This window comes from Paenibacillus gyeongsangnamensis (assembly GCF_027533625.1).
GTDB classification, from domain to species: Bacteria; Bacillota; Bacilli; order Paenibacillales; family NBRC-103111; genus Paenibacillus_G; species Paenibacillus_G gyeongsangnamensis.
Window position 1 is genome coordinate 55,154 of the sequence record NZ_JAQAGZ010000001.1, and the last position, 15,613, is coordinate 70,766.

The following is a 15,613-nucleotide window of genomic DNA, read 5'->3' on the forward strand; positions in this document are numbered from 1 at the left end:
AGTGCGATAAGGAGGTGATTAGGTTGAGGAAAGAAGAGTTTTACTTGTCACTTGCAAAATATAAGAAAGTCGCTTCCGTAACGCAAGTCAAGCATATTGAGAAAGTGCTTGAACATCAAGTGAGCGGGGTATTTCTTTTTGCCGGAAATATCGGCATGATTAAGCGCTATGTTGATTTTTACAAATCTCACAACCTCTTTGTGTTTTTGCATATGGAAAAGATTCGCGAGCTTCAATCGAACAGAGAAAGTCTTGAATTTATTTCCAATTATATCAAACCGACCGGGATTATCAGCACCAAAAATACAGTGATCCAGCAAGCCAAAAAACTGAATCTGCTAACGATCCAGCGACTCTTTCTTATCGATTTCGATGCATTGCACACCGGCATGGAGTCGTTTCAGGAGACGAAGCCGGATGCCATTGAGCTATTGCCGGGCTTGCTTCCGGATATGGTGGCTACGATAAAAAAACAAACGGATATTCCTATCATTACCGGCTGGTTGATCAGTACACGGGAGCAAATGATCGCTCCTATCCAAAAAGGGGCCTTAGCGGTATCTACGGGGAATCCGGAGTTGTGGGGGGCGGATCTGACTAACGGATAAACATTAACACCTAGTTAACATAATTCTTCGCCGAGAAAATATTAAACTTACATTTGTTATATACACTAGGTATTGGAACTGAACCTATACATCTAACAGGAGAGTGAGAATCGACATGGGTAAATGGAAAACGACGACATTAACATCATGTATCGCCCTGGGTTTGACATTAACGCTTGCAGGGTGTGGAAAAGGGACTGCCACATCAAGCGGTGCTTCAGCGAATGCCGGAACCGCCCCGACCGGGCCTGTTACGATTGAATACTGGCATGTGAATTCGCAGGATTTTGGCGGAGATGGCGTAAAAGAGCTGGTCAAAAAGTTCAATGATACGCATAAAGATATTCAGGTTGTCGACAAATATCAACCGGGCAACTACCCGGGGCTGCTGCAAAAAGCGCAAGCTGCCATTAGTGGTGGCACTCCGCCGGATGTAGCGCAGATCGGTTACAACTTTATTTCTTATGTGACGGAGAATGTTCCGTTTACCTCGGTTGAGGATGCTGCCAAAAACGATAAAAAAGAACCGAATTTCATTAAAGACAATTATCTGTCCAATATCATTCAGCTTGGGCAATCGAAAGACGGGAAAGTCGTTGGCCTTCCTTATTCCGTAAGTAATCCGGTTATGTATTATAATGCCGATCTTTTAAAACAGGTGGGCTGGGATGCAAACAATCCGCCTAAAACATGGGACGAGGTTCGGAAATTAAGTGCTCTGGTGAAGGAAAAAACGGGGAATTACGGACTTTACATTCAGGAACCGCCCGATAACTGGGCTCAATATGCCTTGGGGAAATCGAACGGCGGGGAATGGTTGAAAACGGAAAACGGAAAGCCAAAAGCAGCATTCGATAATCCTGAAGTGATTCAGGCGTATCAAATGATGGGCGACATGGTGAAGGACAAGCTGGCGCTGCACGCCAAATGGGAAGAAGGGCTTCAGGCGTTCAGCAGCGGTAAAGTGGCGATGGTTGTCACAACGATTGCCAAGCGCGAAAGCTTGCAAAAGCAAAGCAAATTTGACCTGCGTACGACGTTGTTCCCAACATTTGGAGACAAGAAACGCAGCATTCCGGCGGGCGGCAATGCCTTGTTCATCTTCTCCAAAGATCCGAACAAACAAGCGGCTGCATGGGAATTTATCAAGTTTATGGAATCTCCTGAATCTTTGGCCACATGGACGAAAGCAACCGGCTATTTGCCTCCGCGCAAAGGAGTGGCTGAAGACCCGAATGGACTGAAGTCTTTCCTCGAAACAAATCCGTTAATGAAACCGGCCCTTGAGCAGATGAACGGCGTAGTTCCGTGGGTCAACTTCCCTGGTGCTAACGGGCTGCAGGCCGAACAAGCGTTGATCGACGCGCGCGACGAAATTTTGACGGGCAAATCGGACGCTGCGACAGCGCTGAAAAACGCGGCGGATAAAGTAAATAAATTGCTTCAATAATCTGATGGAGGAAGGTTTTTTGAGATGAAACCATTTATTAATCTGCTACCTTATATGCATCGTGTGGACGATGCCGTGGAATTGTTGGACCGCTGGAAGGGCGGCATTGAAATTTCAATGGATGGGCCGAACTGGAGAGAACCGCTCAATTGGGAGCAAGAATGTCACAGGTTCGATAGCCACGTGGGACCTCTAAGCGTACATGCGCCGATTTGGGAATTGAATTTGGCTACCCCACGCTTCGGCGTCATTCGCGAATATTCCTTTGAGGTCTATAAGGAATGCCTGAAATGGTCCAAGATTATCGGAGCCGAGCAGGTCGTTATTCATCCGAGCCTATACTCGACACCGGTGTTCCTGCGCCGCGAATCCCAGCAGGTGGCCAAAGAGAATTTGATGAGATTGGGCGAAGAAGCCCATAAGCTCGGTATTGACATGGCCGTGGAGAACGTCGGACTCGGAAGTTTCGCCTTGTTTGATCAGGAGGAATTTGTACGCTTGTTCGAAGAGATTCCGAGCATCAAGGCTCTGGTGGATGTCGGTCATGCGCATATTAACGGATGGGATACTCCATCTGTCATTCGGGAACTTGGAACGGGATTATGTGCGGTTCACCTGCACGACAATGACGGTCATCACGACCTGCATCAACCTGTCGGGCACGGAACCATAGATTGGAAGTCGATCTGGGAAGCATTGCGGGGGATCAAGCACTCGTACCGCGCGATTCTTGAATACAAAGAAGAGACTCCAACTGAGATTCTTCTGGAACATGTCGGAATAATCGAACACGAGTTGGAGGCTCAAACCGCGCAATGAAGTCTGTTTGGAGAAAAGTTCGGCCTTATGTTTATATTTTACCGGCTCTGCTTCCTCTGCTTGTTTTCGTCTATTACCCGTTATACCGGTCGCTGCAAATTAGTTTCCTGCAGTGGAATATGGTCAGTCCGAACCCAAAATGGGTCGGACTGTCCAACTACACTAACTTGCTGACGAGCGATGAATTCTGGATCGCGGTCAAAAATACAGGTTTTTATGCCCTTATTCTACTTATCGGTTTATTTGCGGCTCCGTTTCTTGTTGCTTTCGCCGTGACCCGAGCAAATTCGAAGTGGGCTTCTTTTTATAAAGGAGCCATTTTTACACCGACTGTACTGTCTCTTTCCGTCTCCTCGATCGTATTTTTATGGCTGCTGAATCCGGTGATCGGTGTCATCAATCACACGCTCGCGGCTGTTGGGATCTCCGGAGTGAACTGGCTCAGCGATCCGTTTTGGGCCAAATGGGCCGTAAGCCTTTCCGTTACATGGAAAGAGTTCGGCTACAATTTTATCGTGCTTCTGGCCGGCCTACTTGCCATACCGCAAGAAATGAGCGAATCCGCCCGGGTGCAGGGGCTTAGGTCGAATTTCGGGCTGCTGCGTAAAATTATCATTCCTATGGCATCGGGAACTTTGATTTATGTTTTTGTGACGGCGATCGTCGTCGGTATCCAGGATGTATTCGTGCCGGTAGAAATGCTGACCAATGGCGGGCCGAATCAATCCACGAGCAATTTGGTGTTTCTCGTCTATCAGTACGGTTTTCAATTTTTCAAAAGCGGACTTGCATCGGCAACGGCCATTATAACCTTTATCGCTTTCCTTCTTCTCATCATCGTACAGGCTCTGGTCATGGATCGGAGGGCGTATTATGAGAATTAAGCTGAACGGCTGGAATGTGCTTCTATGGATCTGCCTATTCTGCAGCTTTTTTCCGCTCGTTTGGATGATTACGACTACGTTTAAACAGGCGGACCAAATATTCGGGGATTTTTTGAACCCCATTCCGCATCCATTCACATTGGAAAATATCATCTATGTACTGAATTCGGTTCCGATGTTCCAATATTTTATGAATTCGCTTCTTGTCGCCTGTTTGGTTACCGCCTTTCAGTTATTTACCAGCATTTTGGCGGCCTATGCCTTCACCCGGTTTGATTTTAAAGGCCGGCAGTTTTTATTTTATGTCGTCGTTGCAAGCATGCTGATTCCGATCCAGGTGACTATGCTTCCCAATTACCTCTTGATCAGCAAGCTGGGATGGCTGGATTCATATGCCGGTTTGGTTGCTCCGCAATTGGCGAGCGGCATGGGTGTGTTTTTGCTGCGGCAAACGTTTCGCACGATACCGGCCAGTCTGTACGAATCGGCGAAAGTGGGAGGGGCCGGGGAATGGCATATTTTATGGCGTATTGCGTTTCCCGTTGTGCGGCCGACTTTTTTCGCACTGGGCGTTTTGATTTTTATCAATGTGTGGAATGAGTATTTCTGGCCGCTTCTTGTCATTAACAATAAAAATATGCTGACGATCCCGCTCGCCATTCAGTTGTTTATCAGTGGCGAAGGCGGGACTTCCTGGGGGCCGATGATGGCGGTCGCAACGCTCGCTTCCGTACCGCCTTTGATCGCTTTCCTTATCGTGAACAGGCAAATCATTAACAGCTTTATTAGTACGGGAGTCAAAGGATAGTACCATAAACGAATGAAGGTGATATTCTTGCATAATCAATTCGGTATCCGGTTCGAAGCAGTTCGTAAAACATTCGGGGCGGAAACGATCATTCCTTCGCTTGACCTGGACATTATAAGCGGCGAAAGGCTGGTGCTGCTCGGGCCATCCGGCTGCGGCAAAACGACGATCATGCGGTTAATCGCGGGACTTGAGCAAGTTTCGTCCGGGGACATCTACATGGGTGGCAAAAAAGTGAACGGCATGGATGCCAGCGAACGCAACGTATCCATGGTGTTTCAGAATTACGCATTATATCCGCATATGACGGTATTTGACAATATGGCATTTTCACTCAAGCTGCGTAAAGTACCCAAAACGGAAATGACCAGAAGGATCCAGGAAATTGCCGATAAACTGGAACTGGGTCACCTTTTGAAAAGAAAACCGCGCGAGCTTTCAGGAGGACAGCGTCAGCGTGTCGCTCTGGGCAGGGCTATCGCGCAGCAGTCTCCTTATTTTTTGCTGGATGAGCCGCTATCGAATTTGGACGCGCAATTACGGACGAATGCCCGCAACGAATTGGTGGAGCTGCACGAAACGTATCCGACAACGATGATCTATGTCACTCATGATCAGGTGGAGGCGATGACTATCGGCCATCGGATCGCAGTGCTGCGAAAGGGGCAGGTTCAGCAGATCAGCTCTCCGGATGATATCTACAACCGCCCTGCGAACAAGTTTGTAGCAACCTTTATCGGCAATCCGCCGATGAACGTCGTTTCGGTTCAAATGAGCGACAACGGATTGTTATTTGCGGAACAGGAGATTATCTTGCCGAACGTGATTCGGGCAGAACTCGTGCGGCAGTCGGGCCGCCAAGTTTTGCTCGGAATCCGGCCGGAAGCGTTAAAACTGCAGCTGGGTGTCGAGCCAAGATCATCTGGTTTTTCCGTCAAAGGCGAGTATTTGCGTACGGAATATTTGGGTGCGCAGTATGTTCATCATGTTGCCGTGCAGCAGCAGCGTCTGCTAATTGCAACGCCTACCCCGGCGGGTGTTTCTCCTCATTCCAATGTCACGATCACGGCGTCATTCGAGCATCTTCATTTTTTTGATGCCGGAGAAGGGGAACAGCGGATTGCTCTCTTTGAAAGGGATCGATCGCAGAACACCGAGTATCTTCCGCAAGGGATTGCCCAATAAGGAATGGGAGTTGGATATTGACTTGAGGTTCATATTTCAGTCAAAAAATTAAGGCACTAAGGGATCTTGATATCAAGATCCCTTAGTGCCTTATTTACGTAGAACAAACATTCACTGACAATATCGACACTCTGCAAAGATAGGTAATCAAGATGATTGTACGAATGGCGGTTAAGGTGCTATTGTATGCCCTATACCGTCTTAGTAGTAATTTAGCTAAATATTGTCTTAAGAAGTTGGGAGTTGGCTGTATTTCTATGACACCACACATCTTGGCACATAAAAAGGTTACAATAAAAGCATGGAAGGGGGTGAACGAATTTGCTTTATCTCTTTTTGGACCAAATCGAACGGATGGGCTTTCTTATTGCCACGGCATTTCTTGTTTCCAGGCAGCAAAGGCTCCGGCATTTCATGCAGTTCAGGGAGGAGCGAAGAAATTTAGGATGGTTCGTGATCTTGTTTAGCTTTTTTGCCATATTGGGGACCTATTCGGGGGTACGGGTTACCGGTTTGGGTTATATGGCCGAGCCTTGGACCCAGCATGTATCCAGAGAAGAGGCTATAGCGAATTCGAGAACCATCGGTGTAGTCATTGCAGGACTGCTCGGAGGCTGGAAAGCGGGGCTCGTTGTAGGAACTATCGCCGGAATTCATCGTTATTCGATGGGTGGATTTGTTGCGCTACCTTGTATGATCGCTCCTATTTTACAAGGAGTGATAGCAGGCTTTTTAAAAAATTCGGTCCGTAAGCATTACTGACTTGTTTCTTCAGTGAAAATGGGTTTCTTTGTTGGTTTTCTGGCGGAGGTTCTTCAAATGGCCCTAATCCTGCTGCTGGCCCGGCCATGGAGCCAGGCCCTATCGCTTGTCCAATTAATCGGAATACCCCAGATTTTATCAAACAGTCTCGGCGTTGCCATGTTTTTTGCCGTTTTGATTCAGGTAGAGCGAGAGGAGGAGCGGATCGGGGCCGCCTATGCAAGAAAAGCGCTGGAGATTGCAGAGCAAACCTTGTCCTATTGGCGTGGCTCGTTACACGAGGCTGCCGAGCAAATTTGCGTCATATTGCTGGAGGGAACCGATGCCGTGGGAGTCGCATTCTGGAATGAGCGGAACGAAGCGGCTGTCCAAGGAAAAAGGACTTCTTACAGCATGAAGCTGCCCATCATCCAAAAACAGCAAACCATCGGGCATTTTTCCTTATACTACGAAAGAGCGCAGGATAAGAACAATACCGGAAGCATCGCTCTTGTCAAAGGCTTAAGCCAGCTGTTCTCCCAGCAATACGCTCTTTCGGAAGCGGAACGCCAAGGTCATCTCGTTAACCAGGCGGAAATCAAATCTTTACAAGCGCAAATGAATCCGCACTTCCTTTTTAATATTTTGAATGCCGTTAAGTCTCTTATCCGGTCCAACCAGGAAGAGGCGAGCCCGTAAAAGAGCAAAAGGATGAGATCATGATTCGGGTGCAGGATAACGGGGAAGGATTTCAACAGCAGAGCAGGAAAGACGGCGAACATCTGGGTTTCGCACTCTACAATATTCAACAGAGATTATATTATTATTTCGGGGAGCGGGCTCAGCTTCGGATTGAATCGTCCCCTCATCATGGAACGAGCGTATTTTTTTTCAGACCTAAGGAAAGGATGTAAAAGGATGACGTGGCAAGTTTTAATTGTCGATGACGAACCGTTGGCCCGCGAAGAGCTGGCCTATACGATTGGACAGGTGCCAAAATTAAAGCTTGGCGGGAGAAGCCTCAAGCGGGATGGAGGCCATCAAAAAAGCGAAGGACTTAAAGGTCGATTTTGTTTTTCTCGACATTCAATTGCCGGATTTGACGGGACTTCAAGTGGCCGAGCTTCTGCGCGAGCTCCAGCTGGATACCGAAATCGTGTTTGTAACGGCCTATGACCAATATGCGATCGAAGCCTTCAAGCATAGAGCTTTCCATTATATTTTGAAGCCTTATGATACGGAAGATTTTGTGCAGATGGTGAATTCCTACGAGCGTTCCTTGAACCGTAAAAAGGCTCCCGCAGCTGTAGCGTCCGATTATAAGCCCAGGCTCGCCGTCGAGACAGGAGACGAGGTTATTTATCTCCCGCCCGGTGAAATCGTTTATATTGCCAAAGAAGGGCGAGCAGTCAGCATTTATACCTTGAAAAATAAATATGAGGCGAATTATACCCTTCAGCAGTTGGAGGAGAAGCTTCAATCGTATTCTTTTTTTCGTACCCATAAAAGCTATCTCGTCAACTTGGATTATGTTAAAGAGCTTAGACATTGGTTCAACGGGGCCGTCAATCTGCACCTGAACGATCAGAACGGTACGGTCGTGCCTGTCAGCCGCAACTATGTCAAGGAGCTGCGTTTAAAGCTGGAGTTATGACATGTTAAGAGCGCTTTCATGCATCTTAGGTTGAAAGTGCTTTCTTCAAAAAAATGTTTGATATAATAAACCCACAACAGCCATCATAATAGTTGGGGGAAAGCTATAATCAGTATTTTACTGGTTATTCCTTTTCTGGCACAATTGGTAGCGTTGCCATTAGTGAATAAAATGCATCCGGTCATCCTTGGTTTTCCTTTGTTTCATTTTTGGCTTCTGATTTGGATGGTTCTCACTCCGCTTTGTACGTGGGGCATTTACCGGATACAAAAATCGAAAGGAGAGATGGACTGATGCATGGGAATTTGACCGCTTTGCTCATAACTTCTTTCATCGTCCTCTCCGTTGTCATTGTCGGATTTATCGCGGGCTACAATAAGAAGTCCAGAAGCTCCGTTGAGGAGTGGTCCGTTGGGGGAAGAAGATTAGGCGCTCTGTTCGTATGGTTTTTAATAGGAGCGGATGTATATACGGCTTATACGTTTTTAGGGCTTACCAGCACGGCCTTTAAGGGAGGCAGCATAGCGTTCTTTGCTACCCCTTACGTTGTACTGGCCTACCCTCTCGCTTATTTTTTTCTGCCGAAGCTTTGGAAGGTTGCCAGCAAGCATAAATTTATGACGCTGTCCGACTATATAAAAGGGCGTTTCGACAGTAAATTGTTTTCTATTCTTATTGCGGTCAACGGGGTGCTCATGCTGATTCCGTATATCGATTTGCAACTGAGCGGGATCCAAGATACTTTAAAGGTTGCGGGCAGCGGGTATATCAACGTCACGGTCGTTGTCGTCGTGTCCTTTTTACTGGTCGCGTTCTATACGTTCTTTAGCGGAATTAAAGCTCCGACCTATACGGCTATCATTAAAGATATTCTGGTTTGGGTGATCATGCTCTTTCTCGTCATTTCTCTTCCTTCCATCTATTTTGGAAGCTGGGAAAATATGATCAACAAAGCGATCGAGCAGGCGCCCAACATGATGACTCTGCCGGCGTCCGGACCGAAGGGAATCGTTTGGTTTTCGACCGCCGCGCTCATTTCCGCTTTAGCTTTATTCATGTGGCCGCATACCGTTACAGGCACATTTAGTTCGAAAAGCGCGGAATCCTTGCGTAAAAATGCGATTATTTTGCCGTTTTACAATATCTTATTAATGCTGGTCACGTTCCTTGGGATTACCGCTTATCTGGTAGTGCCGAAGGGGACCGATCCGCGGTTTGCCTTCCTGGACTTGATTCAAATGTCTTACGGAGGATTTACGCAAGGCTTGGCTTACTCTACCATTGCCCGGCTTCATTGGTTCCGTGTTCCATTATGGCTATCGGGGCCTCGAATTTGTTCGCAAACAATATTAACCGGATTGGATCAAACCGGATACGGCTCCAAACAGCCTCACCGTCGTGACGCGGTATATGGTTTTTGTGGTGATCGGGCTGGCCCTGTTGTTCGGGGTTCTCTTTCCCAATGCTCTGGTATCTCTGCAACTGATGGGTGTATCGGGCATCGTGCAAATCTTCCCGGCCGTTGTGTTTAGTTTGTACTGGAGAAACATGTCCAAGGAAGCGGCTCTAAGTGGATTCATTGCCGGGATGTTCGTCGTGTTTCTTGTTTATGCAACGGGAAAGACAAACGGTTTCTATGAAGGCTTTTTGGGCCTTGCAGCCAATATAGCGGTAATCATTATCATCAACCCGCTATTTGCCAAGCGGGCGGCACAGAGGACTAACCCTGTTACTGAGACGATTTTTGGCAATAAGGAACCGAATGTTCTGAAGAAGAAGGTATCGTAGAAAGCGAGTATAACAAAAAGGCCCTAAGTTCCTTCATGGAACCTAGGGCTATTTCAGTTGATATAGAGGACGAGTTAGGTGTTCCATTGTTTGATCGAATTGGGAAAAAGATTGCGATTACGGAAGCAGGAATGATTCTTTATAAAGAATGCAATAAGGTTTTCACCAATCTCTCCAGTGCTCGAGAACAAATCCAAGAACTGCAGCAGATTGAGCGAGGCACGCTAACCATTGGGGCTTTGCCGGGCGAGTTGAATCAGTTGGTCTCCACATTATTGGTGGATTTCCATCGCAACTATCCGAAAGTACGGATTAAAATCTTTGGGGTAGAGGACATTGTTGAGCGTGTTCTACAAAATGAGCTTGATTTTGCAATCACCATCCTGCCTCAGGAAGACGACCGAATCAAAAAGATACCGCTATACCGGGAAAAATTCTATTTTTGTAGCTACGTCAGATCATCCCTTAGCCAGGCATGCAAAAATTGATTTTGACGAAATTAAGAGCACGCCCATCATTATGTTTCCCGAAACGCACCGTTGTCGGCAATTGATTGATAGGACATGCACTTCCGCCGGATTTGATCTGCAGCCTCTGATTGAAACCACGACAATTGATTCGTTGTTCGGCCTTGTGAGATCCGGAGCGGGAGCGACGATTCTGTCTAAAACATTGATTGAAATGTACAAAAGTGATGATTTACAAGTTATTCCTGTTGAAAATCAATAACCCCCGATTCCATCCCAGAAACACGGGGGTTCTTATTGTGTGCGATAAGCCTTGGGCGATATGCCGAAATACCGTTTAAACGCGCGGGTGAACGAATACAGCTCAGGATATCCAAGTGATAAGGCGATTTCGGTAACGCTTAGCCCGGTTTCCTTCAGCAGCTGCGCTCCCCGCTCCATCCGCTGCTTCTGTAAGTACTGCATGGGAGACAGAGCGTACTGCTGTGTAAAGGTTGAGGTGAGATGGGACCGATGAACGCCTACAAGCTTAGCTGCATGCTCGATATGAATATTTTCCGTGTAATGCAGATCGATGTAATCCTTCACTTGGGTGACCCAGTGTTTCTTGACATCTGAATGTACGGCGGCGTTTTCCCGCTTCAGCTTCCAGAACAACGTATACAACAGACTTTGCAAATGCAATGGCTCCGGTTTTTCGTTGATGAACTGCTGCAGTATTTGCTTGATTACAGCTCTCACCTCATAATCCACAGCTTGGGTGAGATAGGGCTGCCGTGCGGTCATCCCAAGCGCTGCGATGAGCAACGGCACTTGTTCCCCATCGAGTGCTAGCCATACCATTTGCAGCGGAGGCTTCGTACCCGATTTCGTTTCATAAACGTAAGGCCGCCCCGGATAAAGGCAAAACAAGTCCCCTTTCTCCAGCTCTACCGTGTTCCCGGCACAGCTTAAGCTAACTTTGCCGTCCAGCACGAAATGCAAGGAGTGTACTTCAATGATTTTCGGTCCAACCAAATAGTTCGGTTTCGCCCGATTCCGACCTGCGCGCACAATCCAGCAGCCTCCAGCCGATTGCAGCGGCGAAGGCAGCGCATAATACATGTCCGCATATTCATGAGCAAATTCCTGCATTCCTCTCCCTCCTCCTTGCTATGCTTACTTTAATAAAGCTTAGTATATTGAAGACATAATGACAAGTTTACAACATCCGGACATTCCAAGCATGCTATCGTCTCATGTATAGTTTTATTATCATTCATATACTAAAAGGAGTGTTGGACACTTGAGCAAACCGAACATTTTGCTAATTACAAGCGATCAGCAGCACTGGAATACGATTGGAGCATTCCAACCGGAAATTTCCACACCGAACCTGGACCGGCTTGTCCGCGAAGGCACGACGTTCACCCGAGCGTACTGTCCCAATCCGACCTGCACCCCGACTCGCGCATCGATCATTACAGGCCAATACCCCAGCCAGCACGGGGCATGGACGCTCGGAACGAAGCTGCTGGAGAACCGGCATACCGTCGGCGAAGACTTTCAGGATGCCGGTTACCGGACGGCGCTCATCGGGAAGGCGCATTTTCAGCCGCTTAAAGGTACGGAAGAATTCCCTTCCCTCGAAGCTTATCCGGTTCTGCAGGACTTGGACTTTTGGCGCGACTTCCACGGTCCGTTCTATGGCTTTGACCATGTGGAGCTAGCCCGGAATCATACGAACGAAGCCCATGTCGGCCAGCACTACGCAAATTGGATGGAGGAGAAAGGGTGCGCGAATTGGCGCGATTATTTCCTTCCGCCGACCGGCACCATGGACCGTTCGGTCCTGCATAAATGGCCGATACCGGAGCAATTCCATTACAATACATGGATCGCAGAACGGTCCAATGCGTTGCTTGAAGAATACAGTAAAAGCGGCGAGAGCTTCTTCCTGTGGTCCAGTTTCTTCGATCCGCATCCGGATTACTTGGTGCCGGAGCCGTGGGATACGATGTACGATCCTGAGAAGCTCACGATCCCTTCTGTCACGCCGGGCGAGCATGACCGTAATCCGCCGCATTTCCGCCTGACGCAGGAAGACACACCGGACTTTTCCCATTTGAAGGAAAGCGAACGTGGCATTCATGGCTACCACTCCCATACGAAACTGCCTGCAGAGGAACGAAAAAAGATCGTCTCTACCTATTATGGCATGATCAGCTGTATGGATAAGTACATCGGTCGCATCCTTGACAAGCTTGACGAGCTGGGTCTTGCCGAGAACACGATTGTCGTGTTTACGACGGACCACGGACATTTCTTCGGACAGCACGGCCTGCAGCATAAAGGCGGCTTCCATTATGAGGATCTGATTAAGCTGCCGTTCATAGTCCGCTATCCGGGCCATGTCCCGGCGGGTCATGTATCCCCGGCCATCCAGTCTTTGGTCGATTTGGCACCGACCTTCCTTTCGCTGACCGGGATCCCGGTTCCCCACGCCATGACCGGTGTAGATCAGAGCGCCGTATGGCTCGGACAACAAGAACAAGCGCGGGACCACGCGATCTGCGAGTTTCATCATGAGCCGACGACGATTCATCAGAAAACCTACGTCAATGAACGGTACAAAATAACCGTCTATTACAATCAGGAGTATGGAGAAATATTTGATTTGCAGGAGGATCCAGGCGAAATCAACAACCTGTGGGACGACCCGGCATCCGCTGAGCTCAAGTCCAAGCTGTTGCTGAAATATGTGTGGGCTGAGCTTGGGAAGGAGCCGCTTCCTATGCCGCGCATTTGGCATGCATAGCATTTGAACAATGTGTTGGAAAAAGATTCTGATGAACTGAACAATTGAATTTTAAACAGAATGGTGTTCTGCCGCGGCAGAACACCATTCTGTTTACAAAGGTAAAAATCACTAACAAAACCGGGAAACGACAGCCAGCTCGTACAGGTTGATGCCCAATGTGTTTTTGATCAGCCGCAGCTTAAAATAAAACATGGAACCTTTGAAAACGAAAAAAAAGGTAATACTGACATCATAGAAAACTCTGTTAGCTTTCTTTAACCATAGTTTTACTGATTTAGAAAAGGTGAAATTAATTTAATAAACCTAATCGAAAAGCAGAGGCGACGACTTGCGTCCGATTTTTCGCTTTTAGTTTAGTCATTAGAATACTCACATAATCTCTCACCGTATGCTCGCTTAAGAACAATAATCCGCCTATTTTTTTATTGTCGTACCCGTCCGCCAGCAAACCAAGAATCATGGATTCTCTTTCTGTTAAGTGAAGTTCTGAAGTCTTGGCTACTTCTTCCACTTTTCTTGAAAAAAATAAGCCAAGACGTTTCCCCACTTGTTCAAGTAAATCTAACTCATCTTTTGAGCAATCAAATTCTTCCCCTAACTGATCAAAAGTAATCCATCCAAACAATTGATTTTGATGCGTGATCGGTATAAAGATAACGGAAGATAGATTAAATAATTTTATATGTTCCTCTTTTACATAATTTTTTGGATTTTTTAAATAAATCGGTTTTTTGGAACTAAAAACTGAATTCTGCTCAGTAAACTGTCCTTTCATGCTCTGTACCTTTGGAAGCTCTGCACCAATAACGCCATAGAATTGATTCGACCAAGGGACATATGCATAAAAAACACAACGTTTATAATGAAAATACTCTTCACATTTTTTGAATATATAGGCTAAATCTTGAACTCCTGAAGAGCGAATCAGGAGTTTGTTTAATTTGTCTAACAATTGAAGTCTTTTAAGTTTCCTATTTTCATGGAGATTTTTCTTAGTAGTACCTGTAATATCTTCATTTACCCAATTGTTATAACTATGGACAAGGTAAGTAAACATAGATAATACAAACATTAGTATAGTAATCATTCGGTTATGTCTTATTTGGATCATTAGTGCAATCAAAGATTTTTCGAAAATCAATTGAAATAGGTTAAAACTATTCCTATTTAATATTGATAACTGAGATTGAAGCCAGGTGTCTAAGTAACTAGCATAATCTTCATCGATACTTTCAATGTTCGAATGAGTTAATAGTCGAAAAAATGAATGCAGCAACATATCAGTAAATTTTCGGTCTGCCTCGGAAATGGAAGGTTCTAGGTTGAGGTAGATATTTAAATTTGCTTCAAGTTGTTTGCTATGAGTTTTGGTGAACAATACGAATTCTTGAAACGTAATTTCTTCATATGGATGAAATGGCTGAGTCATAAGAAATTCCTCTCCTTCAAATAAATTAACCCTATAAATGGAGGATACTCACTCTATTATTATACAGCATCTTATAGGATAGAATTTCGGAATATAAGTAGTAAGATGAAAGAATAACAAGTTAGTGAATCTTTTTGAATTCCTTTGCGAATTATAAAAAGGTTCTTTGTTTACACTGATGTACATGATTTTAATAAATATTGAAAGGATGCGAACTTGTAATGAGACTCGAAAATAAAGTAGCTATCATAACCGGTGGAGGTACAGGAATCGGTAAAGAAACAGCCTTATTATTTGCAAAAGAAGGAGCAAAAGTGGTTATCACTGACATAAATCAAGAATCTGGAAGCCAAGCGGTAAAAGACATTCAAACAAACGGTGGAGAAGCACTTTTCGTCCATCATGATGTTAACAAAGAAGACGACTGGAAAAAGGTTTCAGAAGAAACCATAAAGACATTTGGCAAAGTGGATGTTCTGTTCAACAATGCCGGAATTTATATTATAAAACCTGTTGCAGAAATTGAACTGGAAGAATGGAATCGTCTAATGTCTATTAATGTGACTGGCGTATTCCTAGGAATGAAGCATATCATGCCATTGATGGCGAAGCAAAATAAAGGTTCAGTGATTAACGCTTCCTCCATTGCAGGTTTGATTGGGTCACCAGGACATGTTCTTTATGGTGCTAGTAAAGGAGCAGTACGTATTATGACAAAAGATGCGGCGATGGAATATGCTTCTGTGGGGGTTAGAGTGAACTCTATCCATCCCGGATACATCGATACTGGAATGGCAGACTACGCTTCTCAAGTAACTGGAAATTCAAAAGAACAATTAGGTAAAAATTTATTTCCTTTAGGACATCTAGGATCTGTAAAAGATGTTGCAAATACAGTGCTATTTCTTGCCTCTGATGAATCAGCTTACTCGACAGGTGCAGAATTTGTAATTGATGGTGGAGCAACAGCAAGATAAAGA

Annotated in this window: 15 protein-coding genes and 2 pseudogenes; 15 read left to right on the forward strand and 2 right to left on the reverse strand. The window is 45.9% G+C overall.

Translation table 11 applies throughout. From position 1 onward, the window contains the following. Positions 1-23: 23 nt before the first annotated feature. From O9H85_RS00275 to O9H85_RS37625, 13 genes and pseudogenes are all read left to right on the forward strand, one after another. Entirely contained in the window at positions 24-608 is a 585-nt protein-coding gene (locus tag O9H85_RS00275) for a glycerol-3-phosphate responsive antiterminator (RefSeq protein ID WP_269879272.1), read from the forward strand. A 115-nt stretch (positions 609-723) separates the two neighbouring features. Then, positions 724-2,058: an ABC transporter substrate-binding protein gene (locus O9H85_RS00280; RefSeq protein ID WP_269879273.1), complete on the forward strand. Its 1,335-nt coding sequence runs from the start codon at positions 724-726 to the stop codon at positions 2,056-2,058. A gap of 24 nt (positions 2,059-2,082) precedes the next feature. Further along, entirely contained in the window at positions 2,083-2,877 is a 795-nt protein-coding gene (locus O9H85_RS00285) for a sugar phosphate isomerase/epimerase family protein (protein ID WP_269879274.1), read from the forward strand. Beyond that, a complete protein-coding gene (locus O9H85_RS00290) occupies positions 2,874-3,761 on the forward strand; it encodes a carbohydrate ABC transporter permease (protein ID WP_269879275.1) in 888 nt (295 codons plus the stop codon). The genes O9H85_RS00285 and O9H85_RS00290 overlap by 4 nt, the downstream gene beginning before the upstream one ends. Beyond that, positions 3,751-4,569 (forward strand): carbohydrate ABC transporter permease, encoded by an 819-nt coding sequence (locus O9H85_RS00295; protein WP_269879276.1) that lies wholly within the window; start codon positions 3,751-3,753, stop codon positions 4,567-4,569. Before O9H85_RS00290 ends, O9H85_RS00295 begins: the two co-directional genes overlap by 11 nt. A 27-nt stretch (positions 4,570-4,596) precedes the next feature. Further along, positions 4,597-5,754, forward strand: a complete 1,158-nt coding sequence (locus O9H85_RS00300; protein WP_269879277.1) for an ABC transporter ATP-binding protein — start codon at positions 4,597-4,599, stop codon at positions 5,752-5,754. A 414-nt stretch (positions 5,755-6,168) separates the two neighbouring features. Then, positions 6,169-6,633: pseudogene (locus tag O9H85_RS00305) on the forward strand (LytS/YhcK type 5TM receptor domain-containing protein); the annotation flags it as partial. A gap of 480 nt (positions 6,634-7,113) precedes the next feature. Continuing rightward, entirely contained in the window at positions 7,114-7,194 is an 81-nt protein-coding gene (locus O9H85_RS37620; RefSeq protein WP_409348084.1) for a histidine kinase, read from the forward strand. 331 nt (positions 7,195-7,525) lie between these two features. Continuing rightward, a complete protein-coding gene (locus O9H85_RS00315) occupies positions 7,526-8,149 on the forward strand; it encodes a LytR/AlgR family response regulator transcription factor (protein WP_269879278.1) in 624 nt (207 codons plus the stop codon). Between the two features lie 126 nt (positions 8,150-8,275). Next, on the forward strand, positions 8,276-8,443 hold the full coding sequence (locus tag O9H85_RS00320) for a DUF3311 domain-containing protein (RefSeq protein ID WP_409348085.1): 168 nt from the start codon (positions 8,276-8,278) through the stop codon (positions 8,441-8,443). Continuing rightward, positions 8,443-9,937, forward strand: a pseudogene (locus O9H85_RS00325) (sodium:solute symporter family protein). Before O9H85_RS00320 ends, O9H85_RS00325 begins: the two are co-directional and overlap by 1 nt. A gap of 35 nt (positions 9,938-9,972) precedes the next feature. Continuing rightward, positions 9,973-10,425 (forward strand): LysR family transcriptional regulator, encoded by a 453-nt coding sequence (locus O9H85_RS00330; protein ID WP_269879279.1) that lies wholly within the window; start codon positions 9,973-9,975, stop codon positions 10,423-10,425. After that, positions 10,307-10,666: a LysR family transcriptional regulator substrate-binding protein gene (locus tag O9H85_RS37625; protein ID WP_409348077.1), complete on the forward strand. Its 360-nt coding sequence runs from the start codon at positions 10,307-10,309 to the stop codon at positions 10,664-10,666. Before O9H85_RS00330 ends, O9H85_RS37625 begins: the two co-directional genes overlap by 119 nt. Positions 10,667-10,698: 32 nt before the next feature. Here O9H85_RS37625 and O9H85_RS00335 read toward each other — a convergent pair whose 3' ends face one another. After that, positions 10,699-11,538, reverse strand: a complete 840-nt coding sequence (locus O9H85_RS00335; RefSeq protein WP_269879281.1) for an AraC family transcriptional regulator — start codon at positions 11,536-11,538, stop codon at positions 10,699-10,701. Positions 11,539-11,689: 151 nt separating this feature from the next. Between O9H85_RS00335 and O9H85_RS00340 the strand changes: the two genes are divergently transcribed. Continuing rightward, positions 11,690-13,201 carry a sulfatase family protein gene (locus O9H85_RS00340; protein ID WP_269879282.1) on the forward strand — a complete coding sequence of 504 codons (1,512 nt, stop codon included), beginning with the start codon at positions 11,690-11,692 and terminating at the stop codon, positions 13,199-13,201. Positions 13,202-13,493: 292 nt separating this feature from the next. Here O9H85_RS00340 and O9H85_RS00345 read toward each other — a convergent pair whose 3' ends face one another. Next, positions 13,494-14,633: a LuxR C-terminal-related transcriptional regulator gene (locus tag O9H85_RS00345; protein WP_269879283.1), complete on the reverse strand. Its 1,140-nt coding sequence runs from the start codon at positions 14,631-14,633 to the stop codon at positions 13,494-13,496. 221 nt (positions 14,634-14,854) lie between these two features. Here O9H85_RS00345 and O9H85_RS00350 point away from each other — a divergent pair, with 221 nt between their 5' ends. Beyond that, positions 14,855-15,610 (forward strand): SDR family NAD(P)-dependent oxidoreductase, encoded by a 756-nt coding sequence (locus tag O9H85_RS00350; protein ID WP_269879284.1) that lies wholly within the window; start codon positions 14,855-14,857, stop codon positions 15,608-15,610. Positions 15,611-15,613 lie beyond the last annotated feature (3 nt).